This window comes from Moorella naiadis (nom. illeg.) (assembly GCF_051020825.1).
Lineage (GTDB): Bacteria > Bacillota > DSM-521 > Neomoorellales > Neomoorellaceae > Neomoorella > Neomoorella naiadis.
This window is the reverse complement of sequence record NZ_JAXGFQ010000007.1, coordinates 106,592-124,430: the sequence shown is the minus strand read 5'-3', so window position 1 is coordinate 124,430 and position 17,839 is coordinate 106,592. Positions and strand designations below refer to the sequence as shown.

The window sequence follows — 17,839 nt, the reverse complement described above, 5'->3', positions numbered from 1 at the left end:
TTGTTAGGCATATTCTATCTCTCCTCCGCCACCACCTGCACCCTCAGGTGGGCCTGGACAGTCGGATGGAGTTTCAGGGTAACTTCATAACCGCCCAGGGCTTTGATGGGTTCTTTGAGATCTATTTTACGCCGATCGAGGGCGATATGGAAAGTGTTTTTAATTGCCTCGGCTATTTCTTTATTGGTAACTGAGCCAAAAAGCTTACCCATCTCTCCGGCTCTGGTAGTAATTTTCACGACCGCTCCGTCCAGGCGCGCCGCCTGGCGCCGGGCATTCTCCAGATCCTGGCTCTCTTTCTTTTCCCGGCGTTGTTTTTCCTGATCTAATTCCTTCATTCGCCCGGCTGTAGCTTCCAGGGCCAGACCCCGGGGAAGGAGGTAATTACGGGCGTAACCCTCGGAAACCTCCACCAAACTGCCCCGCTGGCCCAGTTTGGCTACGTCGGTTGTCAGTATAACCTTCATCGACATCACTCTCCTTTACCTGGCGGTGGTACCAGCCGCCGCCGGTAGTTGAAAAAGGGGTCAAAGGCGCCCAGGGTAACCAGGGAGATAAGGGTCACAGGAATATTAATCAGGGCTGCCACCACCAGGGCTACTTTAAGGAAAGGGGTCACCTTGAAGCGATCCAGGATGAAAAGGATGGCCGCCAGGCCATTACTGGCCAGTAATGGTATATAGACATAAAGGATATTTAGTCCCATCCGGCTGGCCAGGCCCAGGTGGTAGTAATCACCCAGCTGCCACAGGCCCAGGCCGGCAATGACTCCCCAGACGGCGTACCAGGGTAGCTGCCAGAGGCGAAAGGGAGGCAGGCCGGTCGCCAGCAGGCCCAGGCGCCGCAGAACCTTTTCTGCTACCAGGTAGTTGATGAAAGCTGCCAGGAGGGATGCTGTCATAAGGATCCCCGGCAGGAGGAGCTTAAGCAGGTTGATCATTTCCTCCAGGCTAGCCTGGAGCTGTTCCGGAGTCAACCCCTGGCCAGCCAGGTGGTCCAGGATACCCGCCCGGCGGTAAAAGTCCATGGCGTAATTGACGGTGCCTTCGAGTTGCTGGATCAGCCCCCCCGCCGGCATACCGGTTAGTTTAAAGGTCAGGGCCAGGCTTAAGAGCAGGGATAGGAGGGACACCACGGCCCCCATGGTGATCATCCGGCCGGCCCCAGCCTTGATTTTAAACAGGTAACCGTATACCAGCCCCAGGGCGGCAAACTGGGCAAAGAGCAGGACGGTATTTACCGGACCGGTAAAAAGGGCAATCACTACCCCGGCGATGAAGGTAGCCATTACCCCCAGGCGGAGGTTCTGGCGGACAACCAGGACCACGATGGGTACCGTCCAGATGATATTGGTCAACAGTTGCAGCGGGGGGATAAAGTAACCGCTTAAGACCAGCACCGCCGCCAGAGCAGCCATTAAGGCTCCCTCAGCCAGGGAAGCTACCCTGCCTTCTGCCATATAACTCCCCCCAACGTGCCTCCGATTTGGTCATATACAACCATATACAAATATATACAAATATATACAAAAGAGGGAGTTGTTCCTCCCTCCATTGGCTTCATTTATTCAGCCGTATACGGTAACAGGGCCAGTGCCCGCGCCCGCTTAATCGCCGTAGTCAGCTGGCGCTGGTGGTGGGCGCAGTTGCCGGAAATACGGCGGGGTAAAATCTTCCCCCGTTCGCTGACATACCGGCGGAGGCGGTTGACATCTTTGTAGTCGACCTGTTCTATTTTATCGATACAGAAGCTGCACACCCGCTTCCGGGAACGTTTCTTATCTCGCCGCAAACCTTTTGCACTCCTCCGATATGAGATGTGTGAGGTTGGAGGTGAGAGGTGGGAGGCTTGTCGAAACTGGCTGCGCCAGTTTCAGATTTAAACCCTGCCTCTCATTTCTCCCGTTCGCTGGTGGAGTTTGCCCCCATGAGGGACTCCTCCATAAATAAGGTTCTACCTAAAAGGGGAGATCGTCGTCTCCCATATCTACTTCGGTACCAATATCGCTGAAGTCCTGGTTAAAGCCGCCGCCAGAGACCTCCATCCCGCCGCCTGTTACCGGACCGGCTCCCGAAAGGGTACCGGCGGCCGGGCCTCGTCCTTCCTTGGGCCAGTCCAGGAAGCGAACCTCGTCGGCTACTACATCGGTAACAGTACGTTTCTGGCCCTCGGGGGTCTCGTAGGAGCGGGTCTGCAGGCGACCCTCAATGGCTACCAGGCGGCCTTTACCCAGGTGATTAGCACAGGTTTCCGCCAGCTTGCGCCAGACAGTGATCCGGATAAAATCGGTTCCCCGTTCACCCTGCTGGTTGACATAATTTCGATCTACCGCCAGACTAAAAGTAGTCATGGCCACCCCGCTGGCCGTATACCGTAGCTCGGGATCACGGGTAAGACGGCCAATCAGTATTACCCGGTTTAACATCCTTCTCCCACCGCCTTTTTCCGTTAGCTGGCTTCTTCTTCCAGGCGTGTAATCAGATAACGAATAACGTCGTCGCTGATCTTGAGCACCCGTTCCAGTTCCTGGGCAACGGCCGGCGTACCTTTAAACTCTACCAGGACGTAGTAACCCTCCCGGTATTTACGTACTTCATAGGCCATCCGCTTTTTACCCCACTGGTCGACCCTGGTCACCTGACCACCCTGCTCGGCGATTAACTGGGTAAATTTCTCGACTACCGCTGCCGTAGCTTCGGCTTCCAGGTCGGGCTTAATCACGAAGACGACTTCGTAATTACGCATACTGGAGCACCTCCTCCCTCTGGACTTATGGCCCCACCTCGTAGTGGAGCAGGGAAGCTTTTCCGGTTGATTATATCATACTTGATTCCCTTGGGCAAGGCTTTGAGCAAGGTGAAATTAGGTAAGTTACTTACTTCCGCTAGGTAGATTATTCTTTCGGTAGAGGGTCACGGAAAATAGCGGCGCCAGCAACAGAAAAACCGTCAATTACCCGCGACCGAACTTCACCTTCTTTTTCTACTTCCTGGTTCAATTTAAATTTACCTGCCTCCAAGGTAAAGACCTGAATGGTTTGTTCCCCGGGGTCAACAATCCAATACTCTCTGACCCCATGCTTCTCATATTCTCTATACTTTTTCCGCAGGTCATAGTAGGCCGTCGTGGGGGAGAGGATTTCCACCACCAGATCCGGGGCACCATCAATCTTCTCCTGCTTAATGATATGCAATCGCTCTCGGCTGACAAAAATAATATCCGGCTGGTAGGTCTCGGTTTTTTCCAGGTAAACATCAAGCGGTGCATATAAAACCATACCCAGATCGTTGGCCGTTACATAAGCCATCATTTTAAACTCCAGCCAGGAGGAAATAATCTGGTGATAAGAAGTAGGCGCCGGAGTCAATACCAACTCCCCCCCGATGAGTTGGTAGGGTGCCCCCTCCGGTAATTGCCGGTAATCGTCGTAAGTGTAAATCTTGTCTTTGGTCAGGGCCAGTTCTTCTAAAGCCAGGCTCACTCCATGTCACCTCCTGCCTTTATACTTGATAACTTATTTTACCATAGTTTTCCCGGTAGGGCTACGATTACCGTCCAGGGTAAGACCAGGTAGCGACAGTTTTTCGTTGAGGCTCTGCAGCAGCCCTGGCGACCGGGTCCGGAGGTCAAAAAAGCGAGGGTTTATACCCTCGCTTTAAGCTAACCGTTGTGCGCCCTCGTTGCTGAAGACTTGATCAGGACACTGCTGTTCTCCCAGCTTCAGTCCAGCCGGATGGGATATACGCCGTACTTTTTGATGGCATCCCGCAGGGCCAAGGCGTTTTCTACTTTGGCGTAGCTAGGCAGGCTGTTAGCGCTGCTGCAGATATAGCCGCCGCCCGGTGCGGCCACCCGGATGCGCTCCTTGACCTCCGCATCTACCTCCTCCGGGGTACCCATGGTTAGGGTGTAATCCAGATCAATGTTACCCACGATGCAGACGCGGTTGCCGTATTCCTGCTTCATTTTACTTATATCCATGGCCGCCGGCTGGATGGGATGGATGGCGTTCATGCCCAGGCTCAGCAGGTCGTCCATAATGGGGAAGAGGTTACCGTCGCTGTGGAAGATCCAGGGCTTTTTTATGGCCCGGGCCACCACCTGCATATGGGGGAGGAAGAACTCCCGAAACATGGACGGCGACATCCAGGGACCCCGGTTGTCGGCCAGGTCATCGTTGGCCCAGTAGAAGTCAAAATCCAGCTCATTTAAATGCTCCACCACCCGGGCCGACCACTCGGAGAAACGGCGGTGAACCTCGTGGACCAGTTTGGGGTTATCAAAGATAGCAAAGGAGAAGTTATCCAAGCCCATGCTGTTGATGGTCGAGGCCGAGCCCAGGCGGATGCGGGCGAAGACGGCATACTGGCCCTTATATTGGGCAATCCACTCGGCTACCCGTTCATAGCGGGCCGGGTGGTCCGGGTCGGGCAGGTATTCGTCAAAGAGCTGCAGGGAGGCGTCATCAATCAGCAGGCCCTTCTCGATAAAGTTGCGACCGCCGGCATCAACGCCCATTTTAGCGATCCAGGGCGGGAAAAAGTCAAAGGTCACTTTATTGGGGTAGTAGTACTTATCGTGGAAGGCGTCGCCTCCCTGCATGGACTGGCCGGTACCGGCAGTGGCACCGGTGGGGTAGTGATAGCCGAACCCGTCCAGGCCCAGGACCTCGCAGAGTTCGGTGGGGGTGTAGTCATCCCGGCCCATAATCTCTACCTGCAAGGGCTCCTCGATGTCGTTCTCCACAAAGGGTACCCGGTCGGGCACCCCCCGGGCCAGAGCCGTTAAAACCCTCTCCCGCGGCGTCATGCTCATCTGAACCACCTCTGGTGAAGTGTTTGTTAATAGCTATCCTTAACCCGGCACCCCTGTTCCCGCCAGCATTTTTACCGATGGGCAAAAGGCGGCGAGAAGGAGGCCGCCGATCTATGGGGCAATATGCCCCTTAGACCCACCTTCGGGGTGAAGGCTGCGCTAGAAGCGGTATAACGCCAAGGAGGTTCGCTCACCGGAACCAGGCACCTGACTGTTATAGGGCATCTTGGCGTCAAGCAGTAAAGTAGTAAAGTAGAGATAAAGCTCCCGGCTAGGCGGAGATTTCCTCCAAAACCCTGCTCTTGGTCTCCTCACCCAGTACCAGGACTACAGCCGCCGCCACTACAAAGGCCAAAGCCCCCAGGCCAAAGACGCCGCTATGCCCGGCAGTGGGAAGAATAATGCCGACCACATAGGGACCAATCAAAGAACCCACCCGGCCCAGGGAAGAGGCGAAACCGGTGCCGGTAGCCCGGGCCCTGGTGGGATAGAGCTCCGGGGTATAGGCGTAGAGAACCGACCACATCCCGAACATGAAAAACTGCATGGCCAGGCCGAAGAGGATGAGCTGGGTCTGGCTGGCGGCCGTACCGTAAAAGTAGGCGGTTACAGCACTGCCGAGAAGCATGAGGATGCACGTCCCCTTACGGCCCCAGGCTTCGACCAGGTAAGCCGAGGTAAAGAAACCAGGTATCCCGCCCAGGGAAATGAGGATCGTATAAAAAACCGATTTGGTAACCGGGTAGCCAGCCTGTTGTAACAGGGCGCCCAGCCAAGTGGTCAGGCCGTAGTAACCCAGGAGGGCGAAAAACCACAGGGACCAGACCATAACCGTCCGCCGGACATAACCTGGGGCCCAGAGATCCAGGAAGGAAAAGCGTCTCTCAGTAGCCAATGCCGTATAAGCTGCCGGTTGCGGGGCCGGCAGTTCCCGGCCGCCCAGGGCTTCCCGGACTTTATTTTCAATCATGGTCATCACCCGGTCAGCTTCTTCATGTTGACCGGAGTCATCCAGCCAGCGAGGCGACTCGGGTACAAGGCGACGAATAATAAGGACGAAGATAGCGGGAATACCTTCCGCTAGGAAAACCCAGCGCCACCCCCCCAGGGGTAGGAGAATATAGGCCAGGATACCGGCGCCAATGAAACCGATAGGCCAGAAGCCCTCCAGGAGGGCGATATAACGGCCGCGGTACTGAGCCGGGATAAATTCCGATACCAGGGACTGGCCAATGGGGAACTCCATCCCCATACCAAAGCCCAGGAGGACCCGGTAGAGCATCAAGGCCTGCACACTGCCGGCAAAGGCGCACAGGATGCTGGCCGTCCCCCAGAGGACCATACTCCACTGGAAGACCAGTTTACGGCCGAAGCGGTCGGCCAGCATTCCGGCCACCGCCGCCCCCAGGAACATCCCCAGGAAGCTCATGCTGGATAAAAGCCCCGTCTGGGCTGTATCCAATTTAAAATAGGTCTTCAGGGAGCCCAGGACGAAGGTTAGCATCCCCAGATCCATAGAATCAAAGAACCAGGCAGTGGCGATGATCCCGAAAATCGTTTTCTGGTAAGCAGTGAGTGGTAACCGTTCCAGGCGTTGTGGTATGCCAATCCGGTTAATAGTACCTGTCATTTCCGTCTCCCCCTTCCCGAATATTGCGCCGCTGTAGATTACGGCGCGACTTGGAACCTCCTTTCCGGGGGATGGTTTCGCCATCAGACCAGTATAACCCTTTGAACTATCAGGGCATTTTATTATACATTTTTGACCATTGGGATCGTTAACACAGTATCATTTTTCAGGCAGAACGATTCCGGAAAACTCCCGGCGGCACACCCACCTCCCGTTTGAAAACCCGGCTAAAATAGGTGGCTTCGTTAAAACCTGCCGCAGTGGCTACTTCTTCGATGGTTTTTCCTTCCCGTAACAGGCGTTTGGCAGCCTCCAGGCGCACCAGGGTCAGGTACTCGATGACTGTCCGGCCCATTTCCTTTTTAAACAACCGGCTCAGGTGGGCAGGGCTTAGGTTCACCTCCTGGGCGACATCCTCCAGGCTGAGGCTGCGACCGTAATTAGTGTTGATAAAGGCCACCGCCTTTTCTACTGATGGCGTCTGGCGGGTTTCCCGGGCCCGATAGATACGGTCTATACATTCATCCAGGATCTCTACCAGCCAGGGAAGGCTTTCTTCCAGGGAAAGGCTCATGAGCCTTTGTATACTGGTGGCACTCAGGCTTAGGATCTCCTCCGGCCGGGCACCGCCGGCTGCCGCTGCCCGGGAAAGGAGGGCCATCAGTTCCAGGAGGCGGTACCTGATTATCTCCGCCCGGCCCAGGTTATTAAAGAGGATATTACCCAGGAGCCGCTCCAGAACCGTCTCGGCGCCCAGTCGGTCACCCAGGCGGACCCGGTTCACTAGTTCGCTTTCCATTTCCAGTTGATAATTATCATCCTGCTACCAGGGGGCCAACTGCACCAACCAGTCCCACAGGGCCAGCCCGCTGAAAGGTTCCTCCTGGTCCTGCCGCCGAAGCATCTTCGGGCCGACGTCAACGGCCCTGGCTGCCAGTCTCTTTAATAGTTCTGCCGCCTCCTGGACCTGGCGGGCCGGTAAAACCCGCAACTTTTTAATAGCCGCCTGTAACTCCAGGGTTGGCAATCCCAGGTCGGCCACCCGGCTGAATATCTCCTTAACAGCCTGATCATCCAGTTCCCACATAACCGCCTGGCCGCAGACCATAGTACCTAGGATCTCATTCTGATGTTTGATCGGTGCCGCCCAGTGCACCAGCCCGGCATGGCAGAAGAAGATATAAGGGTCAAGGAGACCCTGGTTCGCAGCCCTGCAGGCCCGGCGGTGGGTCTCCCGGCAACGGGCGGCCCCTTCGGCCACCGAATTTACCAGCTGGCAAAAGTGACAATGGTAGGCATAATCCTCGATGCCAATTATCGGATTGCTGTTCACCCCGAAGATGGTAACCCCCATCCCGGTAGCAGCGGTGAAGGAGCGCAGTAGGCGTTTTAAAATCGCTGTGTTTACCATCTGGCCCGGGACAGTAACGGCCATCTGATAACCCTCCCTTAATATTTTCCTAATATTATTAAGTTGGCTTGCTGGCAAATTACGACATCTTTTGCGCTAAAGGTGTGCTAAACTACTTTCGTTGCCAAAATTAACTCTTGGTAAATAAAATTGTTAATATCTGTAAAAGGAGCCCTGTCAATGTTACGTATCGGTATTATAGCTTGCCGGGACTACTGGAAGACGGGCTGTCCCGGTTACCAGACCCATATTCTTTGCTTCCTGGCTCAGGAAAAAAAGCAGGGGCCCCTGGGTGAACTGGAAGGAGCCAGGATAGTATCCATGCAGCCCTGTCCAGGCTGCCCGGGTAACTACCGCCTGGATCTGGCCCGGCGGATGGTTGCCCGAGAAAAGGTTGATTACTTTGTCTTCCCTTCGTGTCTCTTCTTTAATAACCACTGCCCTACGGCTGTCAGCCAGGCGGAAGCCATTACCGCCGCCACAGGCCGCCCGGTCTTGCTGGGGAGCTACTTAGAGGCTACAGCCGCCCGTTCCTGTGCCTCGGTAATTATTAAGCCTGGCGATATTCCCAGCCTTACCGAGTGCCGCCAGCACTTGTTGAACCTCAATTACATCCGTTACCTGTACGATAAGCAGGCAGGAACAACCCGCAAGGCCCTCCCGATCATGACCCTGCTGCAGATGGCTTAGGCAACCGTTAAATTCCTACACCATCTTGCAGTATTTTACATTACAATGATTTAGGGTTTAGGTAAAACCCGCTTTATACTCTTTTCCGCCTTTATCCGGGGTATCAAAATCATCCGGCCGCAGCCCAGGCAGCGCAGGCGAAAATCCATGCCTACCCGCAGGATCTCCCACCGGTCGCTACCGCAGGGGTGATTTTTTTTTGTCTGGACAATATCGCCGACATGAAAATCCATCTACTGGCTCCTCCGTAAACCGGCTTCCGCCGCCGCTATTTCCGCCAGGGCGGTCCGGGCCGCGGCCCGGACCGCCCAGGATTCGTCCTCCAGGCAGTCCTGCAACTCTTCCCTGGCTTGACGGTATTTTAACTTGCCCAGGGCCCGGGCTGCGGCCGCCCGCACCCCGTCCTCAGGGTCAGCCAGGGCCTGCTGCAGGTAAGACGCCGCCTGTTCCAGGCCCAGTTCACCCAGGGAACGGGCAGCAGCCTCCCGGATGGAGGCCTCGTCCCTTTGCAGGCAAGCGGTAAGAGCCGGTAGGGTCCGGGCGTCTTGAAATAGTCCCAGGATGGCTATTACCCGCACGGCTTCCTCGGCGGGACTTTTTTTCAGGGTTTCGAGCAGGGGTGGAACACTTAAAGGGCCCAAGGCCAGCAGAATCTCGGCTATCCGGGCCGGGGGCCAGCGCCGGGGTTCCGCCAGGGCCGTCAATAACGGCTCCAGGCAACGGGGATCCCGCAGGCGGGCCAGGGCTGCCGCCGCCGCCAGCTGGACGCCCTCCTCCCGGTCCCCCAGGGCCGCCAGTAAGGGACCCAGGGCCCGCCCGGTCCCGACCGCACCCAGGACCGTGGCCGCCGCCACCCGCTCCTTCGCCTTACCCTGGGCCAGCAGTTCCAGCCAGCTATCCATGAAGCCCTCTTCCTCCATCAGGGCCGCCAGCTGTGCCCTGGAACCCGGCTCCAGGTGCGACCAGGCAGCGATTAGCAGGCCGGCCATTTCCAGGGGTGCCAGACGAAGCAGCTGGCGTCGCAGGCCCCCGCTGATCCTGCCCCGGCATCTCTTCAGGGCCATCTCCAGGTGTTGCTGCTGGTCCCGGCGATGCCAGTTCAGCCAAAACACGGCGCACCCCTCTTTCGCTATAGGGTGATGACCTTCTCGGCGGCCATGAGGTGTTCAATAATGGAATACATATTGGTAATGCTACCAACGCAGAGTTTATCTTTTAAGTGAAAGTAATCCAGGCAGGTACCGCAGGCCAGGATTTCCATCCCCTTTTGCTCCAGGGCCAACAGGCTATCCAGGACGGGAGAGCTCTGGCAGCAGAGCTGGACACCGCTGTTAATAAAAAGGGCCCGCCGGGGCAACACTTCTGTTTCGCCCAGGCTATAAAAGAAGCTCCGCATCAGGATACTTCCCAGTTCCTCGGAACCACGGCCCAGGGTGGCGGCACTAACCAGTAACACCTGGCCGGTGCCGACGGTTAACCGCGTCGTGGGCATAGCCTCTTTGCGGATGTGGATATAATAATCGCTCCCCTGTTCCCTGACTTCCGTCTCGCACTCCAGGCTCCGGGCCAGTTTCAGGACATTGTCCCTGGCGACTTCGTTGTCAACGATAGTGACCACCTCCGCCTCCGGCTCCAGGGCTTCCATGGCCTTTTTGGTGAGGATAACCGGCTGAGGGCAGGCCTGTCCCCGTGCATCTACTATTTTTTCCATAGGATCCACCTCTTTCTAAAAGAAAAGCACCTGGCGTGCTCCGCCGACAGGGTGCTTATACTCTTTAAAAGTAGTTTTCTACATAAATGGCTCTTTTCCTGCTTGAGGCTTCAGCTGGCAAGAAAGGCTCTATAGGCCCGGTAGGCCATATAGACATCCACCTTGCTGGCGATCTCCAGGGGGGCGTGCATGGAAAGGAGGGCCGGGCCGCAGTCAGCCACGTCCAGGCCAAAGTAAGCCAGGAACTTGGCAATGGTGCCGCCACCGCCGGCGTCGACCTTACCCATCTCCCCGCTCTGCCAGATGACGTGCTGGCGGTTAAAGATATCCCGCAGGCGGCCCATGAACTCGGCGCTGGCGTCATTGGCGTCGTATTTGCCCCGGGAACCCGAGTATTTGTTTAAGACTACGCCGTGACCCATCAAGGAGGCGTTGTGCATATCAAAGACATTCTCATAGGTGGGGTCGACCCCGGCGGTAACGTCGGCGGAAATAGCCTGGGAGGCGGCCATGATCCGGCCTACATTGAAGAAGCCAGGTTTATTCGTCCGGGCCGCCATCTCCGTCAGGGCGTACTCCAGAAAACGGGAGTGGGCGCCGGTATTACCGGTGCTGCCGATCTCTTCTTTATCCACCAGGAGCACCAGAGCGGTATGCAAGGGATTCTCCAGTTCCAGGATGGCCTGGAGGGCGGTGTAGCCGCAGACCCGATCGTCCTGGCCGTAAGCCCCTACCAGGGAGCGGTCAAAGCCCAGGTCCCGGGCCGACCCGGCTGGTACGAGCTCCAGCTCGGCGGTAATAAAATCTTCCTCTATCAGGCCGTAACGCTGGTTTAAGAGCTGGAGGATGGCCAGGCGGATTTTTTCCTTGAATTCATCATCGCCTTCAAAGGGTAGGCTGCCCACTACCAGGTTCAGGTCGTCGCCGCTCAGGGCTTCCTCCATATTCTTTTTCATCTGTTCCTTGGCCAGGTGGGGTAGGAGATCGCTGACGCTAAAGATGGGATCACCCGGGTCTTCACCGACGACTACCTCAATGCGGCGCCCGTCCCGTAGCATAATGACCCCATGCAGGGCCAGGGGCAGGGCCGTCCACTGGTATTTCTTAATCCCCCCGTAATAGTGGGTTTTAAACATGGCCAGGCCGTCCTTTTCGTAAAGGGGCATGGGCTTCAGGTCCAGGCGTGGCGCGTCTACGTGGGCGCCGACCAGCCGCACCCCCTCTTCCATGGGAGTGGCACCCATAACGCCCAGGAGCACGACCTTATCCCGCCAGGACAGGAAAAAGCGGCTGCCGGGCTGCAACCCTTGGGCGGCAGGGAGATCCATGAGGGAAGTAAAGCCCCGGCCCCGGGCGGCTTCCAGGGCGGCACGGGCGGCTTCCCGCTCGGTCTTCGCCCGGCTCAAAAAGCCCTTATACCCTTCAGCGAAGGTAAAGACCCTTTCTTTTTCGCCGGCCTCAAGGCGCTCCCAGGCGCTCTTTTTGGGTAAAGAGAGCTCCTTTTGCAGTTTTTGGGCCCTGCTTTCTTCTTTTTCGGTCACGATAATTACCTCCTGCGAAAATAGGGTTCTGGTAAAACGGGGTCCACTTACGACGCAGCAGGATTCACTTAATGTTACGGTCTGCTGATTTGCTCGCACCCTTTTTCGGGTACTTTGTCACGGCGCTTTGACGTTGGGATTTCTCCTCGCGTCAGCCGTCAGCTACCGGGCGGCTTGACCCTTACCCGGATTGGACTTTCACCAACTAGCAAGCAGAAGCTTGGCTAGGCACGCCATCCTTCGTGGCGGGGGCGTCGCCCCCATGAGGGGCTCCCTAGATTAGAGTATGCAACAAACCGGCCAGCCAATCATAAAAATCGCCCAGCACCCCGGCCACGCCGGAGCTGTAGAGCTGCCTGGCCAGGGGTAAAAAACCCGGGGCCGACGCCATAACTGGGATAGTAAGCAAGGGGCGCAGGGTGCCTATGATCAAGGCCAACCAGAAGACAGGGCCTAGGAGGCCCAGGGCCAGGCCCAGGCCCCGGTCGGCCACCCCTAGGGCCGTATTGCTGTGCAGGCCGGGAGAAAAGCGCCGGGTCAGGCGTCGCAGGAGAAAGAGGCTGGTGTAAAAAACGATTACCAGGAGTAGCAGTTCCAACCCCAGGAAAACCAGCTGCCCGGCCAGGGCCTGACCGATGGTTCCCCCGGAGGCCCGGTCCAGGGCCCCGACCAGGTTTTGCTGGACCGGCCCCGGCACAGGCAGGCCCTTTAAAAAACTCTCCGCCTGCTTGACGGCCAGGCTGCTCACCGGCTGCTCCAGGATCGGTGCCGGCAATGGTAGGTGGGCCGCCAGCCCCTGGCTCCAGCGGGCGGTCAGGTGCCAGGCCTGGTTCAAGATCTCGGCCAGGGGGCGGGCATAAAGGAGGGCAACCAGGCCGGCCACCAGATAACTAATCCACCCCGTCAGCAGGTTGACCAGGCCCCGGCGGTAACCCTGCCAGGCCCCCCGGGCTAGGATTAAAAGCAGAATCAGGTCCAGGTAGTTCAACAAAGGGTAGCCATCCTTTACTGAAAGCTATGTTCTTCGCCCGGGAACCGACCCTGGCGGACTTCGTCCCGGTATTGCTCCAGGGCGGCGACCGTCGCCGCGCCCAGGTTGGCATACTGTTTGACGAATTTGGGCCGGAAACGATCAAAGAGGCCCAATAGATCGTGGTAAACTAGGACCTGGCCGTCGCACCCCGGCCCGGCGCCAATGCCAATAACCGGCACCGCCAATTCAGCCGTTATCCGGCGGGCCAGTTCCGCCGGGACACACTCCAGAACCAGGGAAAAGGCCCCCGCTGCCACCAGGGCGGCCGCGTCGGTGGTTATCTTTGCTGCTACGGCTTCGTCCCGGCCCTGGACGCGGAAACCGCCCAGTTGCACCGCTGATTGCGGTGTTAAACCTAAATGGCCCATTACCGGGATGCCGGCGGCCACGATGGCCTGCACTGCCGGTACCACGGCCTGGCCGCCCTCCAGCTTGACAGCGTCGGCGCCACCCTCTTTGATCAACCGGCCGGCGTTAGCCACAGCCTCGGGGACACTGACCTGATAGGAGAGAAAGGGCAGGTCAGCTACCACCAGGGCGGTGGGGTTGGCCCGCATGACCGCCCGGGTATGGTGAATCATATCGGCCATGGTCACAGGCACCGTGCTCTGGTAGCCCAGGACTACCATCCCCAGGGAATCCCCGACCAGGATCATCTCCACCCCGGCCCGGTCGGCCAGTAAGGCCGAGGGGTAATCATAGGCCGTAACCATGGTGATCTTTTCACCCTGCTCCTTCATGGCCTGCAGCCGGGGCAGGGTAATCTTGGCGTGTTGTGCCACCGTTAATCCCCCCAATCCATCTATTGCCATTATAACAGTAAAAGCTTTAATAAAAAACCCCCCTGGGGGGGACTGGTTACCGGTTCAGTCTGGATCGGTGTTTCCGGCGGTGCGATTTCGGGATGAGGTACGCTATTGGGCTCCGGGGCCTCCCGGGGCCAGTTGGGATTGACAACGCGGTTGAACAGTTTTACTACACCTGCCTTTTTTAATTATTCTCCCCTACCGGTGCCGGACTATACTACCCGGCGCCGGTAATCCGAAGCCTGAAGCCCGTAGCCGCCAGCCACTGCCTGGCCATCAGTGCCAAAGGGCCATCAGCTGGACCAGGAGGGCGGCAATGCCCCCGGCCATAAGAGGGCCTACCGGGATGCCGCCGAAAAAGGCGACCCCGATAATCGAGCCGATAACCATGCCGATCATCATCTGGGGAAATCGCTGCAGGAGCTCCAGACCCTGGCAATTCATATGGGTGGCAATTATCCCGCTGGCAATGGCGATCAAACCTGGCACAGAGATAAAGGACTGCAGCATATCCCGGGGAGCCACCCGGCCCGAAGCAAAGGGGACCAGGACCGAAACCACCAGAAAAATAAGGCCGGCCTCCAGGGCCCGGCGTTCCAGAAGCGGGTATAGCCTTTGCAGGTTGGTAAACTGTAGTAATAAAAGAATGGCGGCGGCAGCCGCAATAACATTAGAGCGTCCCAGGATGCCCAGCAGCATCAGCAGGAGTAAAATGATAGTCGCTGCGCTCATGAAGCCAACGCCCCTTGTCCGGCCATCTCATCCCCATTATATGCCGGGGCAGCCCCGGCAAGAACCCGGGGCTGCCCCCGGTTGACAGGGGGCGGTTCCCGCCTACTCCAGTTGTTTAATAATCCCGCCCTGATATACCGGCACGACAGCTGTTGTGCCCACCCGGGAGCAGTAAGCAACATCGTCTTCCATACCCAGGCTGGCCAGGAGGCGGCCATGGTAACTATCCATCATGGCTGCCCCGGGGTCTTGCCGGTGCAGCCGAAAGTATTCCCGGGCCACCCGGGCGCCATCCCGCAGGATATATTCTCCCAGGTTATCCAGTTCCTCTACCAGCAGGCCGGCCGTTAAGAAATCCTCCAGGGAAAAGTGATCCCTGGTGCCGGCGCAGATAATGGTTATATCGGCGGCGCCGGCGGCGGCCGCCCGGGCTACCGCCGGCCCGTTGCCCATGGCCCCCAGGAGGACCTGCCGCCCGCCGGCAGCCCGGCGAATGGCCCGCGTACCGTTGGTGGTCGTTATGATTAACCTTTTGCCGGCTACAACCTGGGGCGTATACTCCAGAGGAGAATTACCTAGATCGAAGCCTGATATCTTCAAGGCATTGCGTTCGCCGCCCAGGAGAACTCGCTCATCTTCCAGACGCTGGCGCATTTCAATGGCTTCTTCCGGTGTCAGGACGGGTATGACCTCCAGGCAACCGGCGGCCAGGGCCGCGGTTATAGTCGTTGTTGCCCGCAGGACGTCGATAACAATGATGGTTTTTTTGTTTATGGCTTCGTCGGGTATGCCATTTAAAGTGGTAAAGACTTCTATTTCCAAACCGTAGACCTCCAATCATCACCCTCCTGTATATATTCGCATCCGGAAGCCGGGATTCCTGCCTTTTTCCTCCGCAAACAGGGCTCTGCCGAAAACGGTCCAGCTGGGGGTTACCCAACTCCGGCCCGGATCAGCGTCGTCCGCAGGGTATCCCCCCGCAGCCCCACCCGCAGGGCCTCCAGGGCCAGGACATCCCCGGGCTGGACGTTCCCCAGGTTGACGTTGGCTCCCAGGTGCATAATCAAGGCTTGCTGCTGCTGCTTCTGGGGCGCCTCCCAAATAATCCGGTCCAGGTCGCTGATACCGGCTACCAGGTTGGCCAGGACATCATCCTTAACAGCGCCCCGGCCGTCATAAATAACAACCCCCTGGCCGGATTCCCGGCCTTCGATAATTACATAATCAGCTCCAGCTTCCAGGTCAATAGCCATCTGGTCCAGGATATAGGCTTCAGTCAGGGCATCCCGGGGATCTTTCTTGCCGACCTCAGTAATAACACCAAAACCGGCGGCGCGGGCCTGGCGCAAGGCCGCCAGGCGCAGGGTGGAACTCAAATCAATGGTGCCATCAGAGATTTCAATAAAAGTATACCCCAGTTCCCGGGCCGTTTGCAGGTAAAGGGACAGGCGGCCCTGCAGGACGGCCACTTCAAAGAAGGTACCTCCGGGGAAGATATCCACACCCCGGGAGAGGGCCAGGCGGATCTTCTCCCGCAGGATAGCTGCCGGGTAAAAAATCGAGGTGCCGAAGCCCAGTTTAATGAAATCGATATAGGGTGCTGCCACCTCCAGCAAATCTTTAAAATCCGTCAAGCCCAGGCCTTTATCAATAACCATGGTCTTCCCCGTCCGCCGTGGTTTTTCCTGGCGGCCGCCAATGGGAAAATCGAGAATATCCCGCCATGCACTCTTTTCTTGCAGTTGCATCTCCAAGTCGCCCCTTCCAGATTTTATTTTGCACTGCTGCTTTACTATCTTTATGCCTGCAGCCATCGGGGGGCAACAGGACAGGACCCGGTACTTTTTCACAGGTCTGATGACAGTTCCCCCACCAGCGTTAGCGCCGGATGCCATAGAAAATCAAACCCACACCCAGGATAATGACCAGCATCCTGGCCGGGTTAATTTTACCCGCCAGGCCCCAGAGTCCCAGGGCCATAACAAGCATCATAATTGTCGGGCCGACCAGGGCCAGGGTGGCATTGATCTTTAAAGCAGCCTCTACCCTGTTTAACTTGAGCATGAGCATGGCCGCCGTCAGCTCAATCAAGCTTGATAGCATGCGCATGGCGGCCATGGCCAGGACGTATTTTTCAAACAGGAAAAACATGGCATCTCCTCCCCTTATCTTTTATGCTCCGGGAGGACAAAATAGAAGCAGTTGTTTGTGAAGGAGTAGGGTAAATTGAAGCCTGCCATGAAATTACCCTTTGCCATCCTGTGTACCGTGCCCTTCATCATGGTCCTGGGCAACTCCATGCTGGTCCCCCTGCTACCCCTGATGCGCAGTGTCCTTAATATCAGCCTGGTTCAGGTCAGCCTTTTTATTACGGCTTTTTCCCTGCCGGCCGGGATTGTTATCCCCTTTGCCGGCTTTTTATCCGATTGTTACGGGCGCAAAACGATCATGGTTCCAGCCCTGATCCTTTATGGTGCCGGTGGCTTGCTGGCCGGCCTGGCTGGCTGGCTGGTGGCTTCCCCCTACTACCTTATCCTGGGAAGCCGGATTCTCCAGGGCATCGGTGCCGGTGGCACCTACCAGCTGGCTATGGCCCTGGCCGGCGACATCTTCCAGACCAAAGAAAGGACCAAAGCCCTGGGCTTGCTGGAGGCAGCCAATGGCCTGGGTAAAGTCGTCAGTCCCATCGCTGGGGCGGCCGTGGGCCTATTGCTGTGGTTTGCTCCTTTCTTTGTCTATGGCCTGCTGGCTCTTCCCATTGGCGTAGCCGTATGGTTGCTGGTCCGGGAACCCGACCAGGGTAATAAGAGCAAGATCGGTGTCCGCAGCTATTTCTGGCAGCTGGGACAGATCTTCCAGGAAAAAGGGCTCTCCCTGCTGGCAACTATCCTGGCCGGAATGGTTGTTCTCTTCATCCTCTTTGGCGTTCTCAGCTATGTATCCGACGTCCTGGAGGCTGTCTATGGCATTACCGGCCTGCGCATCGGCCTCCTGATTGCCATACCGGTAGGCACCATGGCCCTGACTTCTTATTTATCAGGCAGTTACCTGCAAAAGACAACCGGCCAGTTACTTAAAGTCGTAGTCATTACCGGTCTGATCCTGGAGGCAAGCGCCCTGGTAATCATGGGCTTCTGCGCCAATATCTACATCTTCTTCCTGGCCATGGTCTTCATGGGCTGCGGGACGGGCATCGTCCTGCCGGCGGTAAACACCCTGGTTACCAGTGCCTCGGCGAAAGAACGGGGTGGTATTACCTGCCTCTATGGTTCAGCCCGTTTCTTCGGCGTTGCCCTTGGTCCCCCCGCCTTCGGCCTGGCCATGACCCTGGGCCGCGTGCCCCTCTTCCTGAGTGCGGCTGTGCTAGTGGGAATCATTGCTTTCCTAACTGTGGCCTTTATCCAGACCGAAAAACTGCTACCGCCGGAGTTTTTGCCGGGTCACTGAGACCCTGTAAACCCCAACCGCCA

General features: G+C 57.3%; 22 protein-coding genes. 2 read left to right on the top strand and 20 right to left on the bottom strand.

Annotated elements, in window-relative coordinates:
• Window positions 1–14: 14 nt before the first annotated feature.
• From rplI to SDD30_RS06655, 10 genes are all read right to left on the bottom strand, one after another.
• Window positions 15–467 (bottom strand): 50S ribosomal protein L9, encoded by a 453-nt coding sequence (gene rplI, locus SDD30_RS06700; RefSeq protein ID WP_434074147.1) that lies wholly within the window; start codon window positions 465–467, stop codon window positions 15–17.
• Window positions 468–472: 5 nt separating this feature from the next.
• On the bottom strand, window positions 473–1,459 hold the full coding sequence (locus SDD30_RS06695) for a YybS family protein (RefSeq protein ID WP_434074146.1): 987 nt from the start codon (window positions 1,457–1,459) through the stop codon (window positions 473–475).
• Window positions 1,460–1,563: 104 nt separating this feature from the next.
• Window positions 1,564–1,791: a 30S ribosomal protein S18 gene (gene rpsR / locus SDD30_RS06690; RefSeq protein WP_434074145.1), complete on the bottom strand. Its 228-nt coding sequence runs from the start codon at window positions 1,789–1,791 to the stop codon at window positions 1,564–1,566.
• Between the two features lie 166 nt (window positions 1,792–1,957).
• Window positions 1,958–2,425 carry a single-stranded DNA-binding protein gene (locus tag SDD30_RS06685; protein WP_434074144.1) on the bottom strand — a complete coding sequence of 156 codons (468 nt, stop codon included), beginning with the start codon at window positions 2,423–2,425 and terminating at the stop codon, window positions 1,958–1,960.
• A 23-nt stretch (window positions 2,426–2,448) separates the two neighbouring features.
• The gene (rpsF, locus tag SDD30_RS06680; protein WP_434074143.1) at window positions 2,449–2,745 is read right to left on the bottom strand and encodes a 30S ribosomal protein S6; all 297 of its coding nucleotides are present in this window, start codon (window positions 2,743–2,745) and stop codon (window positions 2,449–2,451) included.
• A 148-nt stretch (window positions 2,746–2,893) separates the two neighbouring features.
• Entirely contained in the window at window positions 2,894–3,481 is a 588-nt protein-coding gene (locus SDD30_RS06675) for a Uma2 family endonuclease (protein ID WP_434074142.1), read from the bottom strand.
• 239 nt (window positions 3,482–3,720) lie between these two features.
• On the bottom strand, window positions 3,721–4,815 hold the full coding sequence (locus SDD30_RS06670) for a uroporphyrinogen decarboxylase family protein (protein WP_434074141.1): 1,095 nt from the start codon (window positions 4,813–4,815) through the stop codon (window positions 3,721–3,723).
• Window positions 4,816–5,086: 271 nt separating this feature from the next.
• Window positions 5,087–6,445, bottom strand: coding sequence for an MFS transporter (locus SDD30_RS06665; RefSeq protein ID WP_434074140.1), 1,359 nt, complete (start codon window positions 6,443–6,445; stop codon window positions 5,087–5,089).
• Window positions 6,446–6,611: 166 nt separating this feature from the next.
• Window positions 6,612–7,229, bottom strand: a complete 618-nt coding sequence (locus SDD30_RS06660; RefSeq protein WP_434074139.1) for a helix-turn-helix domain-containing protein — start codon at window positions 7,227–7,229, stop codon at window positions 6,612–6,614.
• Window positions 7,230–7,268: 39 nt separating this feature from the next.
• Window positions 7,269–7,880 (bottom strand): PocR ligand-binding domain-containing protein, encoded by a 612-nt coding sequence (locus tag SDD30_RS06655; RefSeq protein ID WP_434074138.1) that lies wholly within the window; start codon window positions 7,878–7,880, stop codon window positions 7,269–7,271.
• A 156-nt stretch (window positions 7,881–8,036) separates the two neighbouring features.
• On the opposite strand from SDD30_RS06655, the gene SDD30_RS06650 reads away from it, so the two are divergent.
• Window positions 8,037–8,546, top strand: a complete 510-nt coding sequence (locus tag SDD30_RS06650; RefSeq protein ID WP_434074137.1) for a CGGC domain-containing protein — start codon at window positions 8,037–8,039, stop codon at window positions 8,544–8,546.
• Window positions 8,547–8,596: 50 nt separating this feature from the next.
• Here the strand turns inward: SDD30_RS06650 and SDD30_RS06645 are convergent, their stop codons facing one another.
• The 10 genes from SDD30_RS06645 to SDD30_RS06600 form a co-directional block, all read right to left on the bottom strand.
• On the bottom strand, window positions 8,597–8,779 hold the full coding sequence (locus tag SDD30_RS06645; RefSeq protein WP_434074136.1) for a DUF951 domain-containing protein: 183 nt from the start codon (window positions 8,777–8,779) through the stop codon (window positions 8,597–8,599).
• Window positions 8,780–9,658, bottom strand: coding sequence for a HEAT repeat domain-containing protein (locus SDD30_RS06640; RefSeq protein ID WP_434074135.1), 879 nt, complete (start codon window positions 9,656–9,658; stop codon window positions 8,780–8,782).
• A 17-nt stretch (window positions 9,659–9,675) separates the two neighbouring features.
• Window positions 9,676–10,257 (bottom strand): sulfurtransferase-like selenium metabolism protein YedF, encoded by a 582-nt coding sequence (gene yedF / locus SDD30_RS06635; protein WP_434074134.1) that lies wholly within the window; start codon window positions 10,255–10,257, stop codon window positions 9,676–9,678.
• A gap of 110 nt (window positions 10,258–10,367) precedes the next feature.
• Window positions 10,368–11,798 carry an aminopeptidase gene (locus SDD30_RS06630; protein ID WP_434074133.1) on the bottom strand — a complete coding sequence of 477 codons (1,431 nt, stop codon included), beginning with the start codon at window positions 11,796–11,798 and terminating at the stop codon, window positions 10,368–10,370.
• A gap of 274 nt (window positions 11,799–12,072) precedes the next feature.
• Window positions 12,073–12,789 carry a CvpA family protein gene (locus SDD30_RS06625; RefSeq protein WP_434074132.1) on the bottom strand — a complete coding sequence of 239 codons (717 nt, stop codon included), beginning with the start codon at window positions 12,787–12,789 and terminating at the stop codon, window positions 12,073–12,075.
• A gap of 14 nt (window positions 12,790–12,803) precedes the next feature.
• Window positions 12,804–13,643, bottom strand: coding sequence for a 3-methyl-2-oxobutanoate hydroxymethyltransferase (panB, locus tag SDD30_RS06620; protein ID WP_434074131.1), 840 nt, complete (start codon window positions 13,641–13,643; stop codon window positions 12,804–12,806).
• 270 nt (window positions 13,644–13,913) lie between these two features.
• On the bottom strand, window positions 13,914–14,369 hold the full coding sequence (locus SDD30_RS06615; RefSeq protein WP_434074130.1) for a DUF441 domain-containing protein: 456 nt from the start codon (window positions 14,367–14,369) through the stop codon (window positions 13,914–13,916).
• 102 nt (window positions 14,370–14,471) lie between these two features.
• Window positions 14,472–15,206: a 2-phosphosulfolactate phosphatase gene (locus SDD30_RS06610; RefSeq protein WP_434074129.1), complete on the bottom strand. Its 735-nt coding sequence runs from the start codon at window positions 15,204–15,206 to the stop codon at window positions 14,472–14,474.
• A gap of 95 nt (window positions 15,207–15,301) precedes the next feature.
• On the bottom strand, window positions 15,302–16,117 hold the full coding sequence (gene comA / locus SDD30_RS06605) for a phosphosulfolactate synthase (RefSeq protein WP_434074128.1): 816 nt from the start codon (window positions 16,115–16,117) through the stop codon (window positions 15,302–15,304).
• A gap of 130 nt (window positions 16,118–16,247) precedes the next feature.
• Window positions 16,248–16,520 (bottom strand): YqhV family protein, encoded by a 273-nt coding sequence (locus SDD30_RS06600; RefSeq protein WP_434074127.1) that lies wholly within the window; start codon window positions 16,518–16,520, stop codon window positions 16,248–16,250.
• A gap of 75 nt (window positions 16,521–16,595) precedes the next feature.
• Here SDD30_RS06600 and SDD30_RS06595 point away from each other — a divergent pair, with 75 nt between their 5' ends.
• Entirely contained in the window at window positions 16,596–17,816 is a 1,221-nt protein-coding gene (locus SDD30_RS06595) for an MFS transporter (protein ID WP_434074126.1), read from the top strand.
• Window positions 17,817–17,839: the final 23 nt, after the last annotated feature.